We start from the raw sequence: 24,727 nt of genomic DNA, 5'->3' as shown, positions 1-24,727 counted from the left end.
TCCCGCCCCCGCCGCCACTCGCGTTCCCGGATATATTGAGGACAGTTGCCGAAGCTCTGGCTCAGTTCGATGCAAAGCGCCTCTCCGGCGGGCCGCAGCACGCCGTTGGCACGATTGCGCCGCCGGGTGGACAGCTCGATACCCAGCAAGCCGACATCGGTCTTGGTGGCGAACGCCGCCGCCAGCGGGTCCTGGGCACCGGGCCGTGCTGTGATGGTCAGTGTGCGCGGATCCGGGGAGGTGATGAAACCTTCGTCACCTTCCAGCAACGTCACCCAGGGCCGGCCAGATTCGTCGCCGGCGGCAGCGATGACGAACGGCAGTGCAGCGAAGAATTGTCGGTGCTGGGCGGGCATGTGTCCCCGGATGAAGCGCCCGCCCGAGGCGGCGAGGTCGTCCACGCCGGCGCGTTGCTGGGCCTCGATCTCCCCGACATGAAAAGGGCTCGTCTGGGCCGTCACGATCGACCTCCCGTTGTGTGAAAGCGACAGTCGGGTGGCTTGCCCCCCGCACGATCGATGCCGGTATCAGGCGAGAATCGGCGAGCCGGCCATGGCCACGAAGCGTGGCATGTGTTCCACACGTGCGATCCACGACCGCACGTGCGGGTATTCAGCGAGGCTCACGCCGCCTTCGGGTGCATGGGCGATATAGCTGTAGCCGGCGATATCGGCCAGTGTCGGCCGATCGGCGGCCAGCCAGTCGCGTCCGTCAAGGTGCGAATCCATGACCGCCAGCAGGTCGCGTGCCTTGGCCTTGGCTGCTTCGTGGTCGAGCGGTGCATCGAACACGGTCACCAGCCGGGCGGCACAGGGGCCGGCCGCGATCTCGCCGGCCGCGATCGACAACCAGCGCTGGACCTGCGCTTTCTCGAGCGGGTCCGTACCGATCCACGTGGTCGGCTCGCCGTAGCGTTCAACCAGGTAGGTGATGATGGCGTTCGAGTCGGCCAGCGTGATGCCGTTGTCCTCGATCGCCGGCACCTGCCCGAGCGGGCTGATCTTCAGATACTCAGGCGCTCGATGGGCGCCGTTCGCCATATCCAGATCGACGGTCTCGTAGGGCACCTCCAGCAGTGCGAGCATGAGCTCGACCCGGTGGCAATGGCCCGACTTTGGGTGGCGATATACCGTTACGGGACGGTCGTTGAGCGCGTGGGTGTCAGGCATGGCAAAGCTCCTGTCGATAGCGAATCGGGTTGTTCGAAGCACAGCGCCGCAGTAGGTCACGATCGCCCGCTACAGACGACCCGACTGCGGCCTGTCACGCCATCCAATATATTCATTGCCACTGCCGGGAAGAATCGGCTTAAATTGAAAGTCACTATTCCCATTTCTGAAATTTATCGGCTATGGAGATCGTCGCGTCGCCATGGATCGTCTGCAGGCATTGAACGTCTTCGTTGCCGTCGCCGAGGCCGAAAGCTTCGCTCGGGGCGCCCGTGCTACCGGCGTCAGTGCGCCATCGGCCACCCGCGCGGTGAATACGCTGGAAACCGCCCTGGGCGCCCGGCTTTTCACCCGCTCGACCCGGCGCGTCCGGCTGACCGACGTGGGCCGCACCTATCTCGCCGAGGTGCGGGAGATCCTCGCGCATCTGCAAGCCGCCGACGACACGGCCTCGGGGGCTGCCAACACGCCGGTCGGGCAATTGCGTATCACCTGTCCGCAGGAATTCGGGCGTATTCATGTCGCGCCGCTGCTCATCGAGTTTCTCGATATCCACCCGACAATCCGAGCTGATGTGCTGATGGTCGACCGTCTCGTGAACCTGGTCGAGGAAGGCTTCGATATCGCCGTACGGATCGGTCACCTGCCCTCGTCCGAACTCTCGGCCGTACGCGTCGGCCAGGTTCGGCGCATCGTCTGCGGCTCGCCGGACTACTTCGCACGCCACGGCCGACCGCGCACGCCGGGCGATCTCGCCCGCCACTCGCTCGTGTCGCGCGCCGCCGACAGCGCGTCGAGCGAGTGGCGCTTTGACGCCGACGACCCGCGCGCGGCTCGCCCAGACACGCGCCTGACGGTCAGCACCGTGGCCGCCACGATCGATATCGCCAAACGCGGCTGGGGGCTGTCCCGCGTGCTGTCCTATCAGGTCGCCGACGATCTCGCCGCAGGCCGGCTCGAGCGGGTCCTGGAAGCCTACGAGCCCGATCCGCTGCCGATCCATTTCGTCCACGTCGAAGGCCGGCGTGCGGCAGCGAAGGTCCGAGCCTTCATCGATTTCGCGGTCGAACGCCTGCGCCGTCTTCAGGTGCTGCGTTGATCATAAGCCTTACAACCGCCCGGCCCCGGCTCAAGGCACGGCCTCAGCCGCAATCGATCACGGCCACGGGCCCGGGCGCTCGCCGCCCGGCAGAATATGGGACGATAACGATCGAGAACTCGGCGTGAGTCGCTACGCCGGACAGCCGCGAACGAGGCGCTGGAGTGCGTCCGGCATGAAGGATCGACACGCATGAGCCGTCCGACAGCATCTGACACCTGGCGCTGGATCGCTGCCTGTACCTGGCGTTTCGGCGCAGCCGGGCCGCCCCTGGGTGTTGCGCTGGTTATCGTACCGGCGATGGTGTTCAGCGCCTCGCCGCCGGACGATATTGTCGGCGGCTGGTTGTTCTTCTCGATCTTCAGCTATGCGTTCGTCGGGCTTTCCGCACTGCTCGCCGGACTGTTCTATGGCCTGGTCAAACAACGCACACAGCACCGCAGTCGATGGCGGCTGGGCGGTCTATGCGGCGTGCTCGGATGGCTCGGACAGTGCACGGTGCTCGCCCTCGCACTGAAGGACCCGGGCCAGTTGGACAGTCTCTGGATCATGCCGTTGGCCGCGCTGGTGGCCAGCCTGTGCGCACGCTTTGTCGCCCCGTCGCTGGGCGGGACACCTGCGCTGGAACAACCCGCCGGCGATGCATTGCCGGCGTCGGCCGGCGCCGACCGGTGATGGCGCGGCATGAGGTTCTCACTTGTCATCAGCCCCGCCGTGTCCTGCCGGGACCGCCAAGTCGTGCGCCGCTCGGCGACTCCCGGCCGCGACGGCCGGGGACCGACTCATCGACTCGCGCTGCAACAGCGCATGACTGCGCGGGCCGACATTCGTCGATCGGTGCAGGCCGGTGCGCCGGCCGGGCGACCGCTGAGCTGGGCTGGCCTGCGGCCTGCAAACGTGCCGTGCGCATCGGTGGGCGACGCGCTTGCAAAATGTTGGCCGAGCCCACTTTGATCCGGCTTGGGCCACGACTCTGGAGCGGGGAATCCTGATGTATCGAGTATCTGCCGTGATTCTCGCGGTCGTCATAGCGGTCGCCGCAGTATGGTGGTTGAGCCGAGGCATCCTGCCGCCGTCGACGGTGCGTTTCGCAGCCGGCATCGAAAACGGCGGCTACTGGAAGATCGCCACCAAATATCGCGACATACTCGCGAAGGACAACATCGACCTGAAGCTGATCGCCACGGCAGGCTCGGTCGAGAATGCACAGCTGATGGCGGACGGCAAGGCCGATGTGGCGCTGTTGCAGGGCGGCATCGATGCCGGCGACGACATCGAGACGCTGGGCGCGGTATTCACGGAGCCGTTTCTGATCTTCGCGCGGCCGACGGACGGCGTGGAGGTACCGCGCAACCCGGCCCGGTGGTCGGGTCTACGAATCGCCGCGGGCGGCGAAGGCTCGGGCACGCGAGCGGCCACGCGCGCGTTCCTGAACGCCGCCGGCCTTTCCGACAATGCCAACACCCTGTTGCCGCTGGGCGGCGCCAAGGCCGCACAGGCGTTGACGGCTGGCAAGGCCGACGTCGCGTTGTTCGTCGCCCCGCTGTCGGCGCCGTATCTGAAGCCGGTGCTGGCCGATCCGAAAGCCAGCCTGTTGCCACTCGATCATATCGTGGCGTTGTCGCGGCGGATGCCGCAATCGATCCTTGTCGATGTGCCCTCGGGTGCATTCGGCCTCAACCCGCCCCTGCCCCCGCGCAAACGCCAGCTGCTGGGCCTGGTCGCCCGGATCGTGGCCCAGCCGGACCTGCATCCGGCGATCGTCGACCGTCTGGTCGAGGCTGCACGCCAGGTCCACAAGTCCGGGGATATGATCACCCCCGAGGGCCGGTTTCCCACGATGGACAATACCTCGCTGCCGCAGAACAGCTATGCACGCGATCTGATCGCCGACGGCCCCAGCCCGCTGGCCCGTTTTCTGCCGTACTGGGTGACCGCACAGATCAGCCGCTTCGCGATCCTGCTGCTGCCGATCGTTTTTCTACTGCTGCCGTTTCTGCGCACCCTGCCCGGGCTGTACAAATGGAGCGTACGCAACCGCGTCTTCCGCCACTACGCCCGTATCCGCGAAATCGATGAAGCGGCCGCCGAGACCGACGATCCGCAGCAGCTGCACGCGCTGGAAACCGAGCTCGCCGAGTTGGACCGGGAAATCGCGAGCCTGCATCTGCCCCTGACGTATCGCGGCTATGCCTACGACGCACGTCTGCATATCGATCTGCTGCGCAAACGGATCGCCAATCGCGCGGGATGAACCGATCCCGCCGCCCGGCGCGCGGTTGCCACCCCAACGCTGCCGGCGTCCTCACCTCGATGCCGGACACCGCGCGGTCGGATTCGAGCCCGGCGCATCCCGGACCCGCCCGCTGCACATGTCGCAGCGGCCGTAACCACCCGAGGCATTGGTATCGTACGGCTCTGGCTGCCTTGCCAACGGGCCGACGAGGCGAAGTCGGCACTCGCAATTCGCCCACGAAGACGCCCGTCCGCCGGGCCAAGGGTTCGAGGTCGATCCGAACAGCGGCGACCTGACATTCAGCAACTATGACGAGCGGGGCCGCTCGCTGCGCGGTTATCGGTTCGATGCCGATCTGGTCGGCCACGACGACGAGAGGCATGCCGAGGCGACCCGACCCGCTGAACACGGTTCGACGCACCGTGCCCCCGGTAGGCACGATCGGGTGGTATCTGTTCAACCGTGCGGAGCCACTGCGCCTGACACTCGAAAGCGTGGGCGACGACGTGGCGGATGACGATCTCGGCGGCGGTCAGTCCGGCCTTGACGCGCGCCTGAACCGCGTATCCGGCGCTGGCGGTTACACCGGCGCCTTCGAGCGCTCGGCCACCTGGACGCGGTGGGCATGCATGATGCCGCCGATCAGCCCGGGAAAGCGCTGCTCGATCTCGTCGCGGCGTGACGTGTTGCGCATTTCCACGCCCTGGCGCTCGCTACGGATCAGGCCTGCTTCGCGTAGCACGCGGAAATGCTGCGACAGCGTGGATTTGGGGATTTCCCGATCGAGAATCGTGGCAAAGCGCGTACAGGTCTGAGGGCAGCCGGCGTCCTCCATGCCCGCATAGATCGCCACCCGGACCGGGTCCGACAGGGCATGCAGGATGGCTTCCACGCGAACGTCTTCGATTGCGGGATGGATCAGCGGGCGCATAAAAATATTCTACCGGGACTTGTGTGATCGTTCTTTAGTTCATATTTACCGAACTACCGAATATTGGGACTGTCGTCCCGCTCAACAAGGATCAATCTCATGAGCAAGCTCGCAGATAAAGTCGCCCTCGTCACCGGCGCGTCGAAAGGCATCGGCGCGGCCATCGCCCGCTCTCTGGCCCGCGAAGGGGCCGCCGTCGTCGTGAACTACGCCTCCAGCCAGGCGGGTGCCGAGGCCGTTGTCGCCGATATCGTCAAGGACGGTGGACGGGCCGTCGCGGTACGCGGGGATGTATCACAGGCCGCCGATGCCCAGGCGCTGGCCGATGCCGCCATCGAGCATTTCGGCCGGCTCGATATCCTGGTGAACAACTCCGGCGTATACGAGTTCAGCGCGCTGGAAGATATCACCGCAGACCATTACGACCGTCTGTTCAATACCAACGTACTCGGCCTGCTACTCGTGACCCAGGCAGCGGCCAAGCACATGAGCGAAGGCGCCAGCATCATCAATATCGGCTCGTTGGTAACGCGTATCGTGCCGCCCAACAGCGCGGTCTACAGCGCGACCAAGGGCGCGGTCGAGGCGATCACCGGCGTGCTCTCGCAGGAACTGGGCGCGCGGCGCATCCGCGTCAATACCGTCAGCCCGGGCATGGTGGAAACCGAAGGCACGCAGACGGCCGGCATCATCGGCTCCGACATGGCCGCCGATACCATCGCCCAGACACCGCTCGGTCGCCTCGGCCAACCGCAGGATATCGCCTCCATCGCGACCTTCCTGGCCTCCGACGATTCGTACTGGCTGACCGGCGAGAATCTTTATGCCGGCGGTGGCGTGCGCTGAACCACCCCTCTGGCGCAGGGGTCGCTGGACTCGGAATGGCTCGCCCGCAAGGGCGAGCCGTTACCGTCCAAGCCAACACAGCGGACGCCACGCGCAGCCACGCTCGAATGCCGCCCTCATCCTCCGGGTGCACGATGCCCGGCGCGACCCAGCCTCGTGCCTCGCCCGGGGCGTGCTTATCTTTCCAGGCGCGGGACCGGTAGATGCCAGCCGCGGCGCATCGCCATGTAGCGAAGGAAAAAACACAAGGCGGCCGCGCCGATGACCGTGGGAAGGTAAGGCCATTCGAGGGTCATGCCGGTCACCGCAATCGCGGACCCGAGCAGCGCGGCGGTCGCATAGAGCTCGGTCGGTGCCAGCACCATGGGCAGCCGGTCGATCAGCACGTCGCGCATGATGCCGCCGCCAATGCCTGTGATCATGCCCATCAGGGCTGCCATTACCGGCGAAATACCGTACTCCAGCGCCCGTATCGAGCCGCCGACAGCGAACAGCGACAAACCGGCCGCATCGAAGATCGCCACCGGCCGGCTGATGCGGTCGACCAGATGATGGCCGAAGAAGACCACGCCTGCGGCCACGATCGTCATCAGTCCATAGCGCGCATCGGCGATCGCCAGCGGCGGCGTGGCACCGATGAGCAGATCACGCGTGATGCCGCCCACCGTGCCCGTGGCAAAGGCCAGTACCGCAAGCCCGAAGATATCGAGTCGCTTCTGAACTGCGGCCATCGCGCCACTGAGCGCGAAAACGAACGTGCCCGCCAGTTCCAGCCCGGAAAGTAACAGATGCATAATGATCGGACCGGTGGGAGCACGGCGGATGCGAGATCCATCCTATTTTAATGGCTACGTCCGAACCGGCGCCATGGCGGGCAAATGGCGCGCAACCCGATACCACAAGCCGAGACATCGCCCCACCTGCTCCGGCCACGCCAGAACGGGTTTACAACCCGGCACGCCTGTCGTCGGCGATACGGAGCACGTGAAAGCGCGCGTGGCCCCGTCGAAGACCCGGGCGTCTCCGTTCCGGCCCGGTGCTGCGGCCCTGCCTGCAACGGCTGTGCAGCGCCGCGCGCATGATCCTGCCGCTGACTCCGCCCGTCCCGAAACAGCCGCGGCATCATGGAGCGAACCGGATCGAATGGCGACGCCATGGCGCCCGCATCACCGTCCCCAGCATCCCGAGCGAATGTGACGCTATTGGCGAAGCAGCAATGACTCGAACCGGGCCGACTCAACCCCCCGGAAGAACACGCAGGCGCCGGGTATCTGTCACGCAACTGGCTCATCGAAGCGGCGCCTTCGAGCGCGTGCGCCGGGGACAGCCACGACTCGGACTGCGGGTGCAGGCCGGCACCGATACCGCCAGCATTCGAACGGCGCACCCGGACGCAAATCGCTCGACGCTCGCCTGTGACGACACGCGAATGTCGTCGAATTGCACGAATACGCGTGCCGGGCCGGGTTCTTCTGTACTGTGCGGGTTGGCTTTATCGATACGCCCGCCTGCGCGGCATTCGACGCTGGCCGTGCGATGAACCGTGCCGGTCGGTCAGGCCGGCATCAGGGATCAAGCGGCCAGGACAACATGATGGGCGAACGCCGGGTATCCCACCGGGGGTCGGCGTCGGGGCCCGGTTTGAGTGTCCCCGAACCCACGACCCAGGCACGCCCGTTCCCGAGGGCCAGGCCCGCCAGCATGACGCCCGCGCTGTCTTCGCGGCCGGGGCGGGTCAGATCCAGCCATAGCGTCCAGCTGTCGCCCCCGTCCTTGCTACGGTAGACGAGCCCGTCCTGAGTGATCAGCCAAGCCTGGTTGGCATCGAGAAAGCGCAGGCGGAACACGCCGACATCCGGCTCGTAGGCCACCGGACGCGGCAGCGTCAGCTTGGTGGCCTGCCAGGTCCCGCCACCGTCGCGGGTACACCAGACGCTCAGACCACCGCCGATGCAGCCATGGTCAGGATCGACGAAGGCGACCGTGGTCAGGTGCGCGTCCTCGGCGCCGATATCCACGGCCTGCCAATCCGCGCCGGCATCGTCGGTGCGCAGCACGGTCCCGCCACTGCCCACGGTCCAGCCCCGATCCGGCCCGGTGAAGACGACTTCCTGCAGATTGACGTCGTCCATATCGATCGGCAGCTCGATCCGATGCCAGTCGAGGCCGTCGTCGATAGTACGCAACAGGCTTTCGTAGCCTACGGCGACGGCTGTGTCAGCGTCGGCGAAAGCCACGTCGAACAAGCCCATCGGCACGTTCAGCGCTTCGACCTGCGCATCGTTCAGATCGTCGAAGACACGGTTGAACGGCTCCCAGTCACGACCGCCGTTACGGGTTTCAAAAATCACCCCACCGTTCTGTCCCACGGCGTAGCCGCGGCCGTCGGGGCCCATGGCCACTCCCAGCAGACCGTCGGCAAAGCCGGAATACGAATCCAGCGTCCAGTGGCGCGCGTCGGCGTCGCTGCGGGCTACCTTAAGGCCACGGCCACCGACCACCACGAGCTCACCGGAGGGCAGCACCACGATATCGCGAAAATAACCGGTGATATCGGAAAAGCCGGACGCCGTCACATCCCGTCCGTCCTCCTGCAGGCGCATGTCCAGCCGCTCGATCTGCTGGCGCTCGGGCGCGGAAATATCGTGCAGGTTGCGACAGTGACCGCCGAGACGCTCCTGTTCGGTAAACGGCAGACATTGCCGATGGCGCTGGCCCTCGGCGACCTCGGAAAGCGACTCGATATCAGGCGACGCGGCGGACGCGCTCAGCCACGGCAGGAAGAAATACAGCAAGCCGATAGACACCAGCGCCAGGCACAACAGGCGAATATTCGAAGCAGACAACAGTGACTCTCCACGATAATTTCATGGGCATGAAGGACCCGCATCGATACTTACAAGGCACACGTCGGCACGTAGGGCGCACCGCACTCCGGCTGTGAGCCGCATCGGCGCCCGTGGCAGCCGGGCATGCGCGGCGACATCACCCGGCACGTTCAGCGACCCGGCGCAATGCCCGAGTTCAATCAACTATCGATACGAAAACAGTGATTTGGCCTATTATGCGTGAAGTGCCGTGGCCGAGCACGGGCGCACGGACCGATACAGATCGACCCGCGCCGAGACGCCGCGTCGGCCGGCTTGGTGTGTGTCGAACTGGGGCCGACGCGCTTGGTGGCTTGCGGCTGCCCGACCGGCGGTCCTGTCCGATCGGCTGGGCCGGCCCGGTATCCCGGTCGGGCTTGGGCTGTGGCTTGCCACCCGCAGGCCCGCCCTGATCTGGCGTAGTCGCACCGGCCAGCGGGCTATGGCCAATGCATCAAGCGTTATGAAATACGGCGGGTTCTCCAAGACCGGGCTCAAGCAGGCCGATTGGCATCTGCCTTGGCGCCGGCCGACGCCACGTCGAGCTGGTAGGTGATCGGAATCCAGCGGTAGCCCTCGGGCTGTTCATCGACGAAACCCACGGATGGAAACGAGGTGTGGTAGCCGATGACCGGTATGCGTTCCTGGGCTGCCATGGCATAGATACGCTCGCGGGTGCGCGCCCCCTGCGCCTTGTCGCGGTCGAACAGCGCATGCCAGCCGGGCCGGGCCAGCGACGCCACTTCATGGTGTGCACAGTCGCCCCAGAGCAGCAGGCGCTGGCCCCGGCTTTCAATATGGAACGCCAGATGCCCCGGCGTGTGGCCGTAGGCCTCGATGGCGTGGATACCGGAGGCGACTTCGTCGCCCGGATCTATGAAACGCATCCTGTCTGCAAAAGGGGCGACATGGGTGGTAAACAGACGCGCCGACAGAACCTCGATATCCCCCGCCGGCGCACGCAGCCGGTCGTCGGTCGCGGCCCAGTACTCGAACTCCTTCGTGCCCATCACATAGCGCGCGTTCGGGAACGCGGGCCGGCCGGCGTTAAGCATGCCGCCGATATGATCGATATGCCCATGTGTAAGCACCACGACATCGACCTGCTCGGGGCTGTACCCGGCAGGGCCGAGCATGCGCGCCAGCCACCCGCCATCCGGTGGCGGCACGAAACCGTGGGCACCGTTGCCGGTATCGAACAGGACCAATTCCTTGCCGGTGTTGACCAGCGCCGGGGTGAAACCGGGCTGGAATCGGGTTTCGGGCAACAGGTTGGCATGCATCAACTGCTGCACCGCCTCGGCCGGCTGATCTTCGCCCACCACGGGCCAGGGGCCGTCGAGCATCGCGCCGGCATCGAGGAGCGTGGTCACCTCGAAATCACCGAGTTGGAATCGGTAATGGGTCGGCCTTGCCGAGCCCAGCGAGGGGGCCGCCGCCTGCACGGGGCGCAGCCCCTGGCCAGCGAGCAATGGCAAGGCGAGAATGGCAGTGCCCGCGCCCAGAATACGTCGACGCGTGGGGTCGGTTCGCTTGTCGAACATCGGCTCTCTCCGTTGCGAAAAGGCAGACTCGGCGGCAGCTGATATCGTCTTTACTGGCTCGGTCGCCCGGACGCTGTCTGCCGGGTCACCGATGACGCGTATCACTTGGCATGACCGCTTGTTCGGAGAGATTGGCTGATGGAGGGTCCCGGTGACTTGTACAAACGTGCTGTCGACTGACGCATGACGGCCACAGCACTGTGGCATCTGGATATCGGGCGAATGCTCTTTGTCGCGCCGCTCTGGCACAACCGCGTCCACCAGCACGGCGCGCCGATATTTCTGGCCGGTATCCACGACCGTTTCGATCTGCGCGTGGCGGGCGGTGGCTGGCAGTCCTGCCGTACGGCGGTGATACCGGCAGGCGCGGCGCACGAGCTGAACGTACACGGCAACCCGATCGCGGGCTTGTATATCGAGCCGTCGATCGAAGGCGTTCAGGCGTTGTTCCCGCTGATGCATCACCCGCGTGAAGTCGACGGCGTGTTGACCAGCAGCGCCGGTGAATACGCCATACTCCGCGAACTCTGGGAGGGCCGTATTGGAATGGCATCGGTCGGGCTGCTGCTCGATGATGTGCTGAATTTCGCCTGCCCCCGTGCATGCGTACGCATGGATCGGCGTATTGCCGCCAGCGTATCGACGCTGTCCTCCGGCCAGGGCGAGCCGATCGCCCTGGCCCGGCTTGCAGCCGACGCGGGCCTGTCCGGTTCTCGTTTCCAGCATCTTTTCAGCCGGCAGGTCGGTGTGCCCTTCCGCCGCTATCGCGCCTGGGCACGGATGCGGATCGCGATCGACAAGATCGTGGCGGGCTCAAGTTTCACGACGGCCGCGTACGCGGCGGGTTTTTCCGACCAGTCTCATTTCAATCATGATTTCCGTCGCACCTTCGGTGCGCCGCCCTCGGTCAGCCTGGCGCGCCTGCGCAGCTGAGGCCATTCTGGGCCTACGGTTTTTCGATGCAGAGACTGCGGGCTCTGCCTGGCCCGGCCAGGATCGCTGCTTTTTTGTATCGCGAGCGGCTCGGCAACCGGCGGTCCATCGATCCGCAACGTCGGTCAGTGGCTTGCCGGACATGCGGTCGGTCGTCCCATCCGGGTGCGCCGGGCTCCCGACCGAGCCTTGAAGATGGCGAACTTCCCGGCCACTCCGCGACGATATATCGGGCGCAGGCCATACTCATGCCGTCGCCCTATTACCAAGCACCGGTGAACGCAGGCTTTCGATGGCGTGCCCCGCCCGGGCCACTCGATTGGTGGGCCACCGATCAAATGCCACCACGTTGCGCAGGCGCGTACCGAAACAGCCATTTAAAGACGTTGAAGTACTTCGATCACGTATCCGTGGCCGCAGTCGGCACTCGTCGCGGCTGCGGGAGAGCGATCTGCCCTAACTGTGTCCATGAAAGCCCGGGGACTGGCCTGCTCGACACGCGGTGCCGCCCGAATCGACAAGATGGCCGTTCTGCCTGACCCGAGTGTCGCCGAGCAAAAGCCGGCCGCACGAATGGACGATCGCCCCGTTCTGCTGATGCTTCTGGATTGGCGTCAGCTCTACCACGCGGCTCACCCGGCCTACGCGTTCGGACTATTTTATCCGGCATTCGAGTGACTGAGTCGGGTCTGCCGCCTGATCCGGAACTGGCGCGTTGCCACCAAATCCGACAAACGGTGACGATTCTCTCGGTCAACCCGTAGTTGTCCGCCTGAATCTATCGACCTGGCGCACCACACCGCCCGCAGGCGCTCTCTCGGTAAACAGATCAAACTGCGCCCCCGATCCCCCTCCCCGAACAAACCACGGGTACCGGTGCCGGAATAGACGCAACCCATCGTCCAAGGGTGACGCCACGCGTTGTCCGACCGGCACACCCTCGAGCCACCGCGACTCTGGCCGGATGCACTGCCACGGGATACGCGATCGTTTATATTCGCGGGCGCTTTCGGCCGCTGATCACTGTCATGATGTCTTCCCTGCCTGTCGTTGCCCGAACCCTTGGCGCCGCGTTTTTTGCCCCGGCGGTCTGTCTAGCCCTGGCCATTCTGGGGTGGCTACACGGCCCTTCGGCATCCGACGTGCCGGGCGAGATCGCGGTAGTCGGCCTGTTCCGTATCCAGGCGTTTGCCGCGGCCGTCATGACCGTATCCGCCGGCCTATGGCTGGTTTTCGGCCTCTATCTCCTCGTCGCCGGTCATCGTCAGGCCCGACAGGCCGCTCGGTCGCCGGCACATCTCATCACGGCAGCGCGCTGGTTGCGTCAGCGGCTGCGTCCGGCCTTGATCGCCACCACCGCGGCACTGGCGGCGACCTTCGCCGGCGGCGCGGTCTGGGTCATGGTCGCGCTGGCCGTGTTCGATCCCTTGCAGAGCGATGTGCCGATCCTGCATCACGCTGCGGTCATGGCCTGTGCCGGCCTGGCGCTGTTTGCCGGTTTCGACCTGTTTCGCTTCGTGGCCGGCACCCGTGCGTTATCCCGAACTATGGACGAGCAGCCGGTCATGCCGATAGCCGGCCAACTGCTGACCGAATCCGCGGCCCCGGCGGTCTGGCAGGCCGTACGCGGTATCGCCCAGGCACAGAACACGCAGCTGCCCGACCAGATCGTGCTCGGTTTCGTGGACGGGGCTTTCGTCACCGCCGCCCCGGTACGCGTTCAGCCTGCCGGCACTGATGTACACGGCTGCACGCTACACCTGCCCATGCTTACGCTCGCGCATCTCGACGAAGCCGAATGTGCGGCCCTGATTGCCCACGAGCTATCGCACGTCGCCAACGCCGACATCGAGCAGGCACTGATTCTCGGCGCCGAACAACGCGCCATCGGCCGCGGCTATGCTGCTCTCCAGAACAGCGCGGCCCGTGCCCAGTTGAATGGCCTGCTCACTCGACCGGTCGCCTGTATTGCCAAGAGCGTGATGGCAGCCCTGGATCGTGCCGTGGCCCGGGAACGGCGCACGGCAGAATATCGCGCCGATCGGGCCGCGGCCGAGGCCAGCTCGGCGCCGGTCGCCGCCGCAACCGTGCTACGTGCCGCGGCCAGCCAGCAGGTGGCCCGGCAGGCAGTCGTCGCCTGCCAGAATGGTGAGATCCCCCACCCACAGCGGCCATTCACCGCCGCCGATGCCTGGCTGAGCAAGAACGCCATGCCACGCGTGGCACTGGACGCCACCGACGCGGGCGATCCCCACGCACGCCACCCCGGCCTGAATGAACGCCTGGCCGCGCTCGGCGTTGCCGAGAACCGCGATGTGAGGACCTGCGCCGAACGCATCGTCCCGCCCGGGCAAAGCGCACTGGCGCGTTATATGGGCCCTGCCTGTGCCATCGTCGAACGAGTCGATCGCGATCTCGCCCAGCTGCTTGCCGACAACTACGCCCGCTGGCTGCACGAGCTGGTACAGGACAAACACGACACGCCCGTCGACAATACCTACTACGCGGATATGCGAGCGGTGATCGTTTTGTGCGCGGTGCTGGGTATCGCAGGCCTGCTCGGCGGGTTGTTCCTCTTCGGGTCCGGCTACGCAACCCACGATTTGCTGCTGCCGGCGATCGTCATGCCGTGCGCCGGTGTATTCAGCCTGGGCCTGGCGGCATGGCGGATGGCCGGCACATCGCCGGTCGCAGTCCAGGTCACCGAGCGCGCGATTATCAGCTGCCAACTGCGCGATCCGATTCCGATCGATTCGCTCGACAACATCAGCCTTGATCGCCGCAACGGCCAGCTCAGCGTTTATCTGCAGCTGCACAACGAAGCGCCGCTGCCGCGCCGCCGACGTATCACGCTCGGCGCCGCAGAAATCCACCCGCGCTCGCGCCATGTGGTACTAAAGTTCGGCCCCTTGCGTACCGCCTGCGAGCGCGTGACGCACGAACGATTCGCCGAACGGTTCACGGCCGCGCTCCAGGGCCGGGCCGCGGCAACCGTGCTCGACACGCTCGGCGTCGACAACCCAGGCCAGGATCCCGGGCACTGACGAACGCCCACCGACAGGCGGCGGCTCGGCGCCGGGCCCGGGCACAGCGGCCCCAGCGCATTCATGTGCAGACGATCACGCGGCCCCGCGGCACCGTCGAACCCCAGCCGCATCGCATGACGTTACCGCAGAAAATGTTGCACAGCGCGGCTGCGCCGATCACGGTCGGCACGAACAGCCAATCGAACATTCGAAAGACAGTGCCCGTCGTCACCGAGCTGCCGACGGCTGGCACGCGCGCAGAACGACGACGCTAGGCTGGCCCCGGATTGCGCCTCATACCCGCGTCGGGCCATGGGCCGGCCTGCTCGACATACGAAGACGCGCCGAGCGTGGCCGCGATCACCGCCACGGTCGCGCCTCGATACGCAACCGCCCCCGCAAACCGGGCCGCGCGCTCTGTTCGATGGGCACCTCGAAACGCAGGCCGCCGTGTTGGTTTTCGAGGTGGTTCGATTGATTCTCCGAGGCGGCAACGCCCGGCTTGCCCGGGTTGGTACTTTGGAAACCATATTTCGCGCGCCAGCCACTCGGCGCCTGGCGGTCCGGTATCGCCTCGACGAGAACCAGCTCGCGGTAGAGAAAGCCGCCTTCGTAATGACGCTTGAGAAACGCAATGCCGTCGACCTCGTAATCGGGCACGAGCACCTTGAGATCGAACGCAAAGCTGATCGATTTCGATGACTTGACGCTCTTGGCCGGATCTAGGAATACCGAGAACAGATGCGGGCTCTGGCTGCGATCCGGGCTGCGCTGACCGTTGTGATCGGCCGGAAACAGTGCATCGTAGGTCCGAAACATGGCCGAATGCTCGCGTGCTTCCCGGCGGGTCATCTCCCACTGACAGCCGCGGATACTCACCGCCACTTCGAACTGATAAGACGCGCGGATCTTGCGCCCCTCGTCCAGCGCCTTCTGCACCTCGATCGGCAGGGTGACGTCATCCAGATCCAGATGACCATCGACACGCAGCGCGCCAAACAGGAATCGGGTGAGATTCTGGTAGCCCTCTTCCGAGTTGACGATGCCGTAATGACCGGAATGGCTGCGGTGCACGAACGCCCGCGGCGAGCTGACGGCGTTACCGTGCGCATCCAGACCGTGCGTGGTCGCGTTTTCGATACGTACGAGGCCATCGCTGGCGTCACCCGCCGCCCAGGCCGATACCCCGCCCGCCACCTTGTAATCCCGTGAATTCGTACCGACCAGATTGAAAATCCGCTCGGCCGGGAAGTTCGTCACCCGGGAAACGTCCGGGCCGGGTTCGAGGCCCAAATATGTCGCCATGCGTTCGCGGTTGAAGTTGTTCACGTCGCCGAACGAAAGCCAGCCGGGCACATTGCGTACGATGCGCAGGTCGATCCCGTTATGCGGCGTGGCATAGGTAAAGACCTTGTCGATGGCGCCGCGCGCCTCGGCAGATCCCAGGTCCGGATTCTGCAGAAACGCACGGCAGACCAGTCCGCCCATCGAATGGGACACCAGATAAGCTCGGAACGCGTCCACCGTGACGCCGTTGTCGGGATTGGCACAGACCTTGTCCCGCAGCCTCAGGACGAGGCGGTCCAGCCCGCGGGCGAAATGCTCGATCGGCGGCGTCACGCTATCGTCGCCGAAATCCGCCGATGCCTCATCGTAATAGCGATAAATCACGATGCACTGGTAGGGAATCTTGCGCTCGCTTTGCTCCGCGGCCAGCAAGTCGTCGCCTTCGACGAACACATCCTCGTATTTGTGGTCGCTCATCAAGCGCACCAGCGGCGACTCGAAATAAAAGCGTTTCACGTCCCCCGTCCAGGCAACCCGGGCCTTGGTCGAACCGATGTTGAAGCCCATGTACGGATCGGCCACCGTGTCTTCGATTTCGCCCTGGGTGGCGGCGAAACCGCGAACATAGATGATCGGATGGTACGGATGTCTCGAATTCAACGGCATGACCTCACCCCTTGAAAAGCCATCGTTTAAACACGCCTCGCCCATCGCCGACACGACACGCATCAGAGTGCCGCGTCTGGCCTGGTTTAAACGTACGACCGTCGCCCAACGCGACAAACCGTTTTTTTTCTTGTGAACGCACGCCGATCGAAAACCTGTCGAATAAACAGCGGCTTTAGATCAACGCAGCAATTGGTCGCATAGCCCCGGCAAAGGCGATCGACGACGCATAAGTCGTGTGGATCGCCGGTGCTGCGCGCCACTCGAACGCGGCCTCCGTGTTCGCAGTCGGCAGCCGCTTGACCTATGCGCCAACCCTCGACATCGCCACGGGCGACGATGACGACAACACGGCAAAGCCAAACCGGAGGCCGAGCTCGAGTCGCTCAATGCCGAGCGGCAAGTACCGTGCCCGCGCTGACATCGCATCAATGAAGGCGAGTACTTCGACCTGCTGGACACGATGGCTGGACACGCTCTGGCCTCCGGATCGCCGGGCAACAACCCACGGGTGTCGGATCACGTCGACTGGTCGATACCTATAGGCAGACCCGGTAACCGACGAGCCCATCGATCGGACGAGCTCGTTCCAGTTTCGAGCGCCGCTGCACGCTGCACTTCTGGTCGATTACGCTCCGTCGTATTTTTTAAGAGTGCGTGTCCCGTGCGCCGGGCCATACCCGCGTCCTTCAGCCCAGGTTCAAAGCAAAAGCTTGCAGGCACGAAATCGGCTGTCTCGACGCCGCCGGTCGTCTCGGCTGCTCAACGAGCACGCCGACTTCGCTCCAAGACGGGCCGCAGTGTCGTACCACTCGCCATCAAGTGGGGCCAAAGGCACTCGCGCGGTGCCCAGATACGCAACCGGCCCCCCTGACTTGCGATCTCCGTGGCATGGCCGCAATGATGACAATTCACAAGATCTACGTTGGCGCCATCAAGGCCGCCCGGCGCGGCGACACGACCGATGCACGAAAGTGAGGCAACCCGACATGACTTATGTAAGCGGCTTTATGAGCCCGGTGGAAGATCGCCGGAAAGCGGACTATATCGCCAGTGCGAAGGCCGCCTGGCCGCTGTTCGCCGAATACGGCGCACTCGAACTGGTCGAGAACTGGGGCGTCCACGTTCCCGACGGCAAGCAGACCGATATGCGCCGTGCGGTCGTATTGAAAGAAGATGAAACCGTCGTCTTCAGCTGGGTCCTGTGGCCAGACAAGGCAACCGCCGATGCCTGCATGGCCAGCGTCGAACACGACGAGCGCTGGCGCCAACTGGACATGCCCTTCGACGGCAAACGCATGATCCACGGCGGTTTCGAGACGATCTTCAAGGCGGGTGCCGAATAGGATAAAACGGGCGTGATCCTATAGAGCGGAAAACACTGGCCTGGCACCGAGATTAATAGTCTGTCACCGAATTTCGACGGGATCGGCGGAGCGAGCGTCGAGCGGCCGCCTCTGGAGAGGGCGCTTTCTGTGACCCGAAGACCGGCGCACCGAGGCCCGCTCCCGAACGTTCATTAGTCGACGCGCTTCAACATATGCGCGAATTCGGTCTTTTCGACGTTGCGTACGCCGTTGGCATGAAAATGTTGAATATGGACGCCGTGCTCGTGATGCTGGGTACGCGTCTCGACCGACGCCCACTGCTCCACGAATACGAAGCGTCCCGGCTCGTCCTGATCTTCGAACAGGTCGTAGCGGATGTTGCCCTGTTCGTTACGCGATGGCTCGACCAGCACAGCCAGGTCACGACGAAGTTCGTCTTCCTTGCCGGCCTTGGCTTTCAAGCCGACCACGATGAATAGCTCACTCATCAGCTTTCTATCCTTTTAGTGGCGGCGACGACCGACGTTGCGGTCGCCACCGCGATCACGTATCAACGACCCGCGGCGCTCTTGGCTGCTTTTTCGGCCGCCTTTTCGGGATTGAAGCCGTCGGCGTTGTCGAAAACGCCCATAAAACCGGAAACGGTCGCCTCGCGCGCCCAGTCGCGCTGCAACTCACAGTACATCTGTACGCGGCTGATGAGCTTCACACCGGCCTGCGCCATACGCCGCAGCGCCGCCTCGTGCGCGGCGACCGATGTGCCGCCAACCGCGTCGACCGGCACATAAACCTCGAAGCCTTCCTGAATCGCATCGAGCGCCGGGAAAGTCAGGCACGCTTCGGTCCACAGCGCGGTCATGATGAGCTTGCGGCGGCCGGTCGCCTTGACCGCCTGTTTGAACTCGGTGTCTTCCCAACTATTGATGGACGTGCGGTCATACGTAGGCAGATCGCCCAGCACCTCCTGTAGCTCCTGGATCGGCGGTTTGTTACGGCCCGATTCGACATTGACTGTCGAATGGATGATGGGAAGGTCGTAATTGACGGCGGCCTTCGCAGTACTGGTGATGTTGAATACCAGCTCGTCACGCGGCATCGAGCGGATCGACGAAACCTGGATCGGCTGATAGTCGATGACGATGAACGCCGAATTCTCGGGTGTGAGAAGTTGGTCGGTCTGCGGGTTACGGATGGGTTCGCTTGCCATGAGTCGCTCTTTTTTCAGTTGTGGTGAAGGTTCGTCGGGCTAAAAGGTCGTTGATCAGTCGGGGATGGCCGGCACCGGCGTTTTGAGCAGTTGCTGCTCCCACAAGAACGCTATGCCACTACCCCCGGCATGCTGTGTGATCACTTCCGCCAGCCCGGCCGCGTGTTCGGTTCGGGCCCAGTCGCGCTGCCATTCGGCCGCGACGGCGAGCCAGGTCATTACGTTCGCGCCGGCTGCGAGCATGCGTTGGATGGCGACCTCATGGGCCTCTACCGACACCCCGCCCGACGCATCGGTCACGACCGTCACGTCCCAGCCTTCGCCGAGCGCCTGGATCGCCGGCATCGCCACGCACACCTCGGTCCACAGGCCGGCGAGAATCAGCTGCTTGCGCCCCGTCGCTTCAACCGCCGCAACCACCTGACGATCTTCCCAGGTGTTGATAAGCGTTCGATCGATCACTTCCTGACCCGGAAAGACGTCGGTGATCTGCGGGAACAACACGCCCCCGTTTTTCGCGATGACACTGGTGAGAATGGTGGGGACGTCGAAAGCTTTCGCGGCTTTTGCCAGACCGACCGAATTGTTCACCACCATCTGGGGTTCGTGGCTGTTCACGTTTGCGAGCTGATAAGGCTGGTGGTCGATCAGGACGACTACCGACTCCTCGGGGCGAAGAAGTGAGGTCAAACCGTTACGAAGTGCCATGCTTATCCCCTGCTGTCGCTGTGAATCAGGCTCGATTGCCGAATGGCACGCGACTGTTGCGACGCGGCCGAGATAAATACTGTCATCCCGGTTTTCGCTAAAGTAGTCCTCTCCGAGGCCACACTGTGTCGCACAAAGAGGAACACCAAACTGGACATACAAGCGCTGGAAACATTCGTGCAGGTTGCTGATTCCGGGGGTGTATCTCCGGCAGCGCGCCGGCTTGGGATATCGAAATCGATCGTGAGCCGACGGCTGCTCCGGCTGGAAGCGGAACTCGGCGTCCAACTCCTGGCACGATCGACCCGCGGAGCCGCTCTCACGGAAGCGGGGGCCACGTTCCGAGACTACGCCGCCCGGGTCTGCGGCGAGATCGACATGGCGCGAGAAACGATATTGCCCGCGGCTGACCTTCGCGGCCGTTTGCGAGTCGCGATGCCGATTTCTCTAGGCCCGACTCACTTCGCACCTCTGCTCGCGACAATGGCGCTACGCCACCCCGAACTGCACATCCATACCTCCTACAGCGATCGGTTTGTCGATCTCATCGCCGAAGGCTACGACTGTGCGATACGAGTCGGCTATCTACAGGACTCCAACCTGCTCGCGCGGCGCGTCGGACCGCTTTACGGGAAACTCGTCGCGAGCCCGGCCTATATAGAAGCGCATGGGTCGCCGGAGACGCCGGAAGAACTCCTCGACCATCAGGCCCTGATGCAAGGCACCGAGGCCTGGCAGCTCATGGATGGCGACAAAGCCATCACGGTTCGTCCGCACGGGCGTTTCAAGGCCGACAACGGCACCGCGCTGGTTGCCGCCGCCGTGGCGGGCCTGGGTATCGCCTGGTTGCCCGACTGCCTCACCCATAGCGAGATAACGTCGGGCGCACTGGTACCGGTCATGAAACGTTATCCGCCGCCGCCTGCCGGTACATATGTCGTGCGTCCGCCGAGTCAGCATCCTGCGCGGAAAGTACGGGTTCTCACCGAACTCCTGATCGAGTACTTCGGAGAAGCGCCGCATTTCGCGAAGGAAACGCCGTTTAAGAACGACATCAGGGATCGCCAGTAGAAACGATCGAGGTAATCGGGGATAGACCGCAATTTTTAACGTCAGGACGCGTTATTTGGAACCGAACTGTAGTCTGACACCTATTATTCGCGCGCAGTCTCCGGAACAGGCACGATGATGACGAACTCCGTCGTGCCGATGGCGAAGGCCGCCACGGCAAGCGCTAACAATGCAGGCGACATCGGTGTTGCTCTCTACCCGTCGATCAAATCGGCAACGTGCGCGGCGAGGCCGGTTTGGCCCGGCGCAACATGGTCGGCCATGGTGTGGCGATCGGGGAAGTCACCGCCGTTTTGCGACCGGAAGGGAATCGGCGCGTCGGTGAATAGCCCGGCGAGCCGCATACGCCATGCTTCCTTGATCGCCTCCACTTCCTCCGCCGTGGAAACGTGAGCCGCGCGATAGACCGCGTGCGTCGGGAGCACGTCCATGCCGGGGTAGAACAGCGCGCCATGAGTGAGCGGGAACAGCAGTTGCTCGATCGGCCCGTTGATACCCCGCGGGCCATAGTCGGCCGCTGGGCCGCCGGCCTGCACATTGACCAGCGCCCGTTTGCCCTTGAGGATGCCCTCGCCAAAACGGAACTCGTTGGAGCCATTCTGATAGCCGTAGGCAAAACCGAAGGCATAGACCCGCTCTATCCACCCCTTTAGGATCGCGGGCACGGCGTACCACCACAACGGGAATTGCAGGACCACAGCGTCGGCCTCGAGCAGCTTCTGCTGCTCGGTGATCACGTCGGGCGTCTGATGGCCGCTTGCATAAGCATGGCCCGATTCCATGACGAACGACAGCCGTTCAGGATTGTCGCGCATCGGAAAGTCATCGGCGTCGTACACCGCCTTCCACTTCATGCCGTAGAGGTCCGAATGGACCACGGTGTGCCCCGCTGCCGACAGCGTCTCAGCGGTCACGTCGACCAGCTGCCGTGTCAGCGAAGTGGGCTCCGGGTGCGCGTGAACGATGAGAATATTTTTCTTCACAAGACTATCTCCGATTTTTTATTTTCCCGTTCAGTATCAATTGCTTGTCATGTCACGCGCGCTGGTGACACAGACGTTTTCGTAGAATCAGCGTGCACCCGCGGGCACACTCGGCCCGATGATGCCGACATCGATTTCGCTACTTACTCTGTTGATGGCGCGGCGAGACTCCTCGATCGCCAGCAGTGTGCTTGTTTCGTCGCAGCAGTTCGCGCCGAAGCATGCGCTGAGCTAGTCGGAATGGGATGCTGACTAAGATCACTCGATGCCTCCGGCTCGGGATTGAAAGCCCGATAGCCTTAATATGCGCATTCGAATAATATTTTTGAAATCGATTTTCTTAACATGTGGTATCCAGATGGCGGATACCTAGTCGCTGATCACCACGTTGGCAGCTTGTGCACGCGGGTGTTCGATTAGACAGTCGGCGCGGCACGGCCCCGTAAGCTCCGGTTTGGCGGCTATCTATCAATCGTAAGATCGGCCGCAATCGCGTTCGCGCCAGGAGCCCGACGCCAACACAACCAGCTTCCCCTCAGCCGGCCAAGCCGTTGATGGGCAGCGCCGCGATTTTCATATATAGAGTTGATTAAACGGCGACCAGGAATAGACAGAGTGAATAACAGTCGCATCGACCTCAATCTCTTGGCGACGCTCGAAGTCCTGCTCGCCGAACAAAACGTAACGAAAGCGGCAGATCAACTGAACCTCAGTCAGCCGGCGGTAAGCGCGCAACTCGCGCGGCTTCGGGATTTGTTTGACGACCCGCTTCTGCTTCCGACTCGTCGAGGCATGATCCCGACCGCCAAGGCAATCGAACTTGCACCGCAACTGAGAGACGCGCTGGATCACGTGCGCAACGCGCTACATTCTCATCAAGACTTCGATTCCGGCACGGCGAAGCTGACCATATCAATCGGCTGTTCTGACTATATCCAGGCCGCGGTGGTGATGCCGCTCGTCCTGGCTCTCCGGCAGACAGCGCCGGGAGTACGGGTGGCCGTTCGGAACCTGATGCCCGAGCTAGTGGAGCAGCAACTGGGGAACAAGGACGTCGACCTTGTCATCGCCCTTCCCAGGCCACCGGCTCCGCACCTGCGGACGTGTCACTTATTCGACGAAAGTTATGTCCTCATAGGAAGGCGCGATCACCCTCGGCTGAAGGCGGATATGACGATAGACGAATATGTCGAACTGGAACACGTCGTGGTGTCACCGCGGGGCGGAGATTTCGAAACGCCAGTGGACAGTGCTTTGGCGACACTTGGTTACCGACGCAACGTCGTCGTGTCAGCGGCCTCCTTTTTGCTCTTGCCGGAGATCGTCTTAGATAGTGATCTGGTTGCGCTCGTGCCAAGGCGCCTATTTCTGAGGCAGTCAGAAAACTTCATGATGGTTGACGTCCCTTGGCTAGGAGAACAATTCAAAATCAATCTGATCTGGCACGAGAGATGTCATAGGCATGCGGGCCACCGCTGGATCCGCGACTTCATCGGACGTCTGGTTGAGGACCAAAATAAGAGCGGGTCTAGGGTCGCGGAGCCTGAATCACATCACGCGCCTTACATCAACGGCTCCTGACCCTGGCAGGTCTGCTGCGCGGCGCCGATCAGCATGCAAACGGGTTAAGTGGCACCGAGGAAAATAGGGTCAGGTCTTGCATTATGCGCACAATACAAGACCTGACCCCAATTCCGCGTGACCCCAATTCCGCGCGGATTGATGGTGGGTATGCCTTATCTCATGCCGGGGTCATTCCCAGCCGCTCGATAGGTTCGGCCTCATGTTGAGCGGTGAACATCAATCTCGCTCAACGCCCCACCGCTCGTCGAAGACACGCTCTCGCCCAAGCAATTGCCGGGTCCCGTGCTGCCCGTTCGTGCCAGATCACGCAGTAGTGGATCTCCCCCGCCTGCGGGAAATCGATCACGGCGAGATCGGCCAACGGCGCGACGAGCTCTGCCGCCCGCCGCGGCAGACAAAGTACGCGTTCGGACTGACCGATGAGCAGCGGGCTGGAGAGAAAATATGGCGTTACGGTATCTCCCGGTCCTCTTGCTCGACCATGGCACGCCAACGGGTCGTCGATTGCCGTGGCATTGCCTTCGGGGTAGAGCAGGACCACGCGAGGTAACTCGGCGAGTCGTAATGGCGAGATGCGGCCGTCGGCGTCTCGATACGCCAAAACCGGATGGTCGTGCCGTACGACGCAGGCGAAGCGTTCGGTAAACAAACTCTCGTGATGGAATCCTGGCGGCACTGCCTCGTCGGTATAGAGCGCGAAGTCGAGCCGGCCCTCCTCCAATTCGACCAGCGTTTCACTCTCCCAGCCGCGCAAATCCAGCGATACGCCCGGCGCTTCGCAGGCGGTCACGCGCGCAAACTCCCTGATCACGACTGCCGCGCCATAGTCGGTCGTTGCCACTCGCAGGGCACGCTCGGAGTACGAGGGGTCGAAGCTCGGCGGCTGAAACAAGCGGTCCTCAGCGGCGATCGCCTCGGCCAGTTGCGGCATCAAGGCCTCCGCGCGCGCGGTGCGCACGTAGCCACCACCCTGAGTACGCACCAGCAGCGGGTCGTCTGCCAACGCACGCCGCAGCTGCGCCAACAGCCGGCTCGCGGCGGGTTGGCTCAACCCCATCGCCTCTCCCGCGCGGGTCACACTGCGCAGACTCAACACCTGCGCCAGAAAACGCAGCGAGCGTAAATGAAGGTGTCCCGTGGCGCGAGCATTCACTTTTTGCATGACCATCTATCGTAATTCGTCATTCCCCGAATACAAGAGAGCTGGCTAGATACGGTCCCAGACGACATGGCATTGCCCCG

General features: G+C 63.7%; 21 protein-coding genes and 1 pseudogene. 10 read left to right on the top strand and 12 right to left on the bottom strand.

What is annotated here, in order from left to right:
* Both T31B1_RS18760 and T31B1_RS18755 read right to left on the bottom strand, forming a co-directional pair.
* A pseudogene (locus T31B1_RS18760) lies at positions 1-461 on the bottom strand (pyridoxamine 5'-phosphate oxidase family protein); the annotation flags it as partial.
* Positions 462-527: 66 nt separating this feature from the next.
* The gene (locus tag T31B1_RS18755; RefSeq protein WP_353251064.1) at positions 528-1,169 is read right to left on the bottom strand and encodes a glutathione S-transferase family protein; all 642 of its coding nucleotides are present in this window, start codon (positions 1,167-1,169) and stop codon (positions 528-530) included.
* Between the two features lie 202 nt (positions 1,170-1,371).
* On the opposite strand from T31B1_RS18755, the gene T31B1_RS18750 reads away from it, so the two are divergent.
* From T31B1_RS18750 to T31B1_RS18740, 3 genes are all read left to right on the top strand, one after another.
* Positions 1,372-2,268: a LysR family transcriptional regulator gene (locus tag T31B1_RS18750; protein ID WP_353251063.1), complete on the top strand. Its 897-nt coding sequence runs from the start codon at positions 1,372-1,374 to the stop codon at positions 2,266-2,268.
* Between the two features lie 192 nt (positions 2,269-2,460).
* Positions 2,461-2,943, top strand: a complete 483-nt coding sequence (locus T31B1_RS18745; protein WP_353251062.1) for a hypothetical protein — start codon at positions 2,461-2,463, stop codon at positions 2,941-2,943.
* Between the two features lie 316 nt (positions 2,944-3,259).
* The gene (locus tag T31B1_RS18740; RefSeq protein ID WP_353251061.1) at positions 3,260-4,522 is read left to right on the top strand and encodes a TAXI family TRAP transporter solute-binding subunit; all 1,263 of its coding nucleotides are present in this window, start codon (positions 3,260-3,262) and stop codon (positions 4,520-4,522) included.
* A gap of 562 nt (positions 4,523-5,084) precedes the next feature.
* Here T31B1_RS18740 and T31B1_RS18735 read toward each other — a convergent pair.
* Positions 5,085-5,435, bottom strand: coding sequence for an ArsR/SmtB family transcription factor (locus T31B1_RS18735; RefSeq protein WP_353251060.1), 351 nt, complete (start codon positions 5,433-5,435; stop codon positions 5,085-5,087).
* Between the two features lie 99 nt (positions 5,436-5,534).
* Here T31B1_RS18735 and T31B1_RS18730 point away from each other — a divergent pair, with 99 nt between their 5' ends.
* Positions 5,535-6,281 (top strand): glucose 1-dehydrogenase, encoded by a 747-nt coding sequence (locus tag T31B1_RS18730; RefSeq protein WP_353251059.1) that lies wholly within the window; start codon positions 5,535-5,537, stop codon positions 6,279-6,281.
* Between the two features lie 176 nt (positions 6,282-6,457).
* Here the strand turns inward: T31B1_RS18730 and T31B1_RS18725 are convergent, their stop codons facing one another.
* From T31B1_RS18725 to T31B1_RS18715, 3 genes are all read right to left on the bottom strand, one after another.
* Positions 6,458-7,075 (bottom strand): trimeric intracellular cation channel family protein, encoded by a 618-nt coding sequence (locus T31B1_RS18725; protein ID WP_353251058.1) that lies wholly within the window; start codon positions 7,073-7,075, stop codon positions 6,458-6,460.
* A 771-nt stretch (positions 7,076-7,846) separates the two neighbouring features.
* Complete coding sequence (locus tag T31B1_RS18720; protein ID WP_353251057.1) at positions 7,847-9,127, bottom strand: WD40/YVTN/BNR-like repeat-containing protein; 1,281 nt, start codon at positions 9,125-9,127, stop codon at positions 7,847-7,849.
* A 515-nt stretch (positions 9,128-9,642) separates the two neighbouring features.
* Positions 9,643-10,692 (bottom strand): MBL fold metallo-hydrolase, encoded by a 1,050-nt coding sequence (locus T31B1_RS18715; RefSeq protein WP_353251056.1) that lies wholly within the window; start codon positions 10,690-10,692, stop codon positions 9,643-9,645.
* A gap of 183 nt (positions 10,693-10,875) precedes the next feature.
* Between T31B1_RS18715 and T31B1_RS18710 the strand changes: the two genes are divergently transcribed.
* The 3 genes from T31B1_RS18710 to T31B1_RS18700 all read left to right on the top strand — a co-directional run bounded on the left by T31B1_RS18710 (position 10,876) and on the right by T31B1_RS18700 (position 14,669).
* Entirely contained in the window at positions 10,876-11,625 is a 750-nt protein-coding gene (locus tag T31B1_RS18710; RefSeq protein WP_353251055.1) for an AraC family transcriptional regulator, read from the top strand.
* A 522-nt stretch (positions 11,626-12,147) separates the two neighbouring features.
* A complete protein-coding gene (locus T31B1_RS18705; protein ID WP_353251054.1) occupies positions 12,148-12,303 on the top strand; it encodes a hypothetical protein in 156 nt (51 codons plus the stop codon).
* Positions 12,304-12,653: 350 nt separating this feature from the next.
* Complete coding sequence (locus tag T31B1_RS18700) at positions 12,654-14,669, top strand: M48 family metalloprotease (RefSeq protein WP_353251053.1); 2,016 nt, start codon at positions 12,654-12,656, stop codon at positions 14,667-14,669.
* Positions 14,670-15,011: 342 nt separating this feature from the next.
* On the opposite strand, the gene T31B1_RS18695 is transcribed toward T31B1_RS18700, so the two are convergent.
* A complete protein-coding gene (locus tag T31B1_RS18695; RefSeq protein WP_353251052.1) occupies positions 15,012-16,604 on the bottom strand; it encodes an esterase/lipase family protein in 1,593 nt (530 codons plus the stop codon).
* Between the two features lie 989 nt (positions 16,605-17,593).
* On the opposite strand from T31B1_RS18695, the gene T31B1_RS18690 reads away from it, so the two are divergent.
* Entirely contained in the window at positions 17,594-17,950 is a 357-nt protein-coding gene (locus tag T31B1_RS18690; RefSeq protein ID WP_353251051.1) for a DUF1428 domain-containing protein, read from the top strand.
* Between the two features lie 173 nt (positions 17,951-18,123).
* Here the strand turns inward: T31B1_RS18690 and T31B1_RS18685 are convergent, their stop codons facing one another.
* The 3 genes from T31B1_RS18685 to T31B1_RS18675 form a co-directional block, all read right to left on the bottom strand.
* Positions 18,124-18,420 (bottom strand): putative quinol monooxygenase, encoded by a 297-nt coding sequence (locus T31B1_RS18685; RefSeq protein ID WP_353251050.1) that lies wholly within the window; start codon positions 18,418-18,420, stop codon positions 18,124-18,126.
* Between the two features lie 62 nt (positions 18,421-18,482).
* A complete protein-coding gene (locus T31B1_RS18680; protein ID WP_353251049.1) occupies positions 18,483-19,139 on the bottom strand; it encodes a hydrolase in 657 nt (218 codons plus the stop codon).
* A gap of 54 nt (positions 19,140-19,193) precedes the next feature.
* Complete coding sequence (locus T31B1_RS18675) at positions 19,194-19,847, bottom strand: hydrolase (protein WP_353251048.1); 654 nt, start codon at positions 19,845-19,847, stop codon at positions 19,194-19,196.
* Between the two features lie 150 nt (positions 19,848-19,997).
* Here T31B1_RS18675 and T31B1_RS18670 point away from each other — a divergent pair, with 150 nt between their 5' ends.
* Complete coding sequence (locus tag T31B1_RS18670) at positions 19,998-20,918, top strand: LysR family transcriptional regulator (RefSeq protein ID WP_353251075.1); 921 nt, start codon at positions 19,998-20,000, stop codon at positions 20,916-20,918.
* Between the two features lie 194 nt (positions 20,919-21,112).
* Here T31B1_RS18670 and T31B1_RS18665 read toward each other — a convergent pair whose 3' ends face one another.
* Positions 21,113-21,901 carry an NAD(P)H-dependent oxidoreductase gene (locus T31B1_RS18665; RefSeq protein ID WP_353251047.1) on the bottom strand — a complete coding sequence of 263 codons (789 nt, stop codon included), beginning with the start codon at positions 21,899-21,901 and terminating at the stop codon, positions 21,113-21,115.
* A 615-nt stretch (positions 21,902-22,516) separates the two neighbouring features.
* Here T31B1_RS18665 and T31B1_RS18660 point away from each other — a divergent pair.
* Positions 22,517-23,482 carry a LysR family transcriptional regulator gene (locus T31B1_RS18660; protein WP_353251046.1) on the top strand — a complete coding sequence of 322 codons (966 nt, stop codon included), beginning with the start codon at positions 22,517-22,519 and terminating at the stop codon, positions 23,480-23,482.
* A gap of 229 nt (positions 23,483-23,711) precedes the next feature.
* Here the strand turns inward: T31B1_RS18660 and T31B1_RS18655 are convergent, their stop codons facing one another.
* Positions 23,712-24,647 carry a LysR family transcriptional regulator gene (locus tag T31B1_RS18655; protein WP_353251045.1) on the bottom strand — a complete coding sequence of 312 codons (936 nt, stop codon included), beginning with the start codon at positions 24,645-24,647 and terminating at the stop codon, positions 23,712-23,714.
* Between the last annotated feature and the right edge of the window lie 80 nt (positions 24,648-24,727).

Origin of the sequence: Salinisphaera sp. T31B1, assembly GCF_040361275.1 — a bacterium.
In the GTDB taxonomy this organism is placed as follows: domain Bacteria; phylum Pseudomonadota; class Gammaproteobacteria; order Nevskiales; family Salinisphaeraceae; genus Salinisphaera.
The sequence above is the reverse complement of the archived record's forward strand: the minus strand, read 5'-3'. Positions and strand labels throughout refer to the sequence as shown.

What these genes read in the sequence shown, in the direction of transcription:
- T31B1_RS18740 (WP_353251061.1), top strand. Translation starts at nt 3,260, where the DNA reads ATGTATCGAGTATCTGCCGTGATTCTCGCGGTCGTCATAGCGGTCGCC.
- T31B1_RS18680 (WP_353251049.1), bottom strand. Translation starts at nt 19,139, where the DNA reads ATGGCAAGCGAACCCATCCGTAACCCGCAGACCGACCAACTTCTCACA.
- T31B1_RS18695 (WP_353251052.1), bottom strand. Translation starts at nt 16,604, where the DNA reads ATGCCGTTGAATTCGAGACATCCGTACCATCCGATCATCTATGTTCGC.
- T31B1_RS18725 (WP_353251058.1), bottom strand. Translation starts at nt 7,075, where the DNA reads ATGCATCTGTTACTTTCCGGGCTGGAACTGGCGGGCACGTTCGTTTTC.
- T31B1_RS18675 (WP_353251048.1), bottom strand. Translation starts at nt 19,847, where the DNA reads ATGGCACTTCGTAACGGTTTGACCTCACTTCTTCGCCCCGAGGAGTCG.
- T31B1_RS18655 (WP_353251045.1), bottom strand. Translation starts at nt 24,647, where the DNA reads ATGCAAAAAGTGAATGCTCGCGCCACGGGACACCTTCATTTACGCTCG.
- T31B1_RS18730 (WP_353251059.1), top strand. Translation starts at nt 5,535, where the DNA reads ATGAGCAAGCTCGCAGATAAAGTCGCCCTCGTCACCGGCGCGTCGAAA.
- T31B1_RS18700 (WP_353251053.1), top strand. Translation starts at nt 12,654, where the DNA reads ATGATGTCTTCCCTGCCTGTCGTTGCCCGAACCCTTGGCGCCGCGTTT.
- T31B1_RS18755 (WP_353251064.1), bottom strand. Translation starts at nt 1,169, where the DNA reads ATGCCTGACACCCACGCGCTCAACGACCGTCCCGTAACGGTATATCGC.
- T31B1_RS18690 (WP_353251051.1), top strand. Translation starts at nt 17,594, where the DNA reads ATGACTTATGTAAGCGGCTTTATGAGCCCGGTGGAAGATCGCCGGAAA.
- T31B1_RS18750 (WP_353251063.1), top strand. Translation starts at nt 1,372, where the DNA reads ATGGATCGTCTGCAGGCATTGAACGTCTTCGTTGCCGTCGCCGAGGCC.
- T31B1_RS18735 (WP_353251060.1), bottom strand. Translation starts at nt 5,435, where the DNA reads ATGCGCCCGCTGATCCATCCCGCAATCGAAGACGTTCGCGTGGAAGCC.
- T31B1_RS18715 (WP_353251056.1), bottom strand. Translation starts at nt 10,692, where the DNA reads ATGTTCGACAAGCGAACCGACCCCACGCGTCGACGTATTCTGGGCGCG.
- T31B1_RS18705 (WP_353251054.1), top strand. Translation starts at nt 12,148, where the DNA reads ATGGCCGTTCTGCCTGACCCGAGTGTCGCCGAGCAAAAGCCGGCCGCA.
- T31B1_RS18745 (WP_353251062.1), top strand. Translation starts at nt 2,461, where the DNA reads ATGAGCCGTCCGACAGCATCTGACACCTGGCGCTGGATCGCTGCCTGT.
- T31B1_RS18710 (WP_353251055.1), top strand. Translation starts at nt 10,876, where the DNA reads ATGACGGCCACAGCACTGTGGCATCTGGATATCGGGCGAATGCTCTTT.
- T31B1_RS18685 (WP_353251050.1), bottom strand. Translation starts at nt 18,420, where the DNA reads ATGAGTGAGCTATTCATCGTGGTCGGCTTGAAAGCCAAGGCCGGCAAG.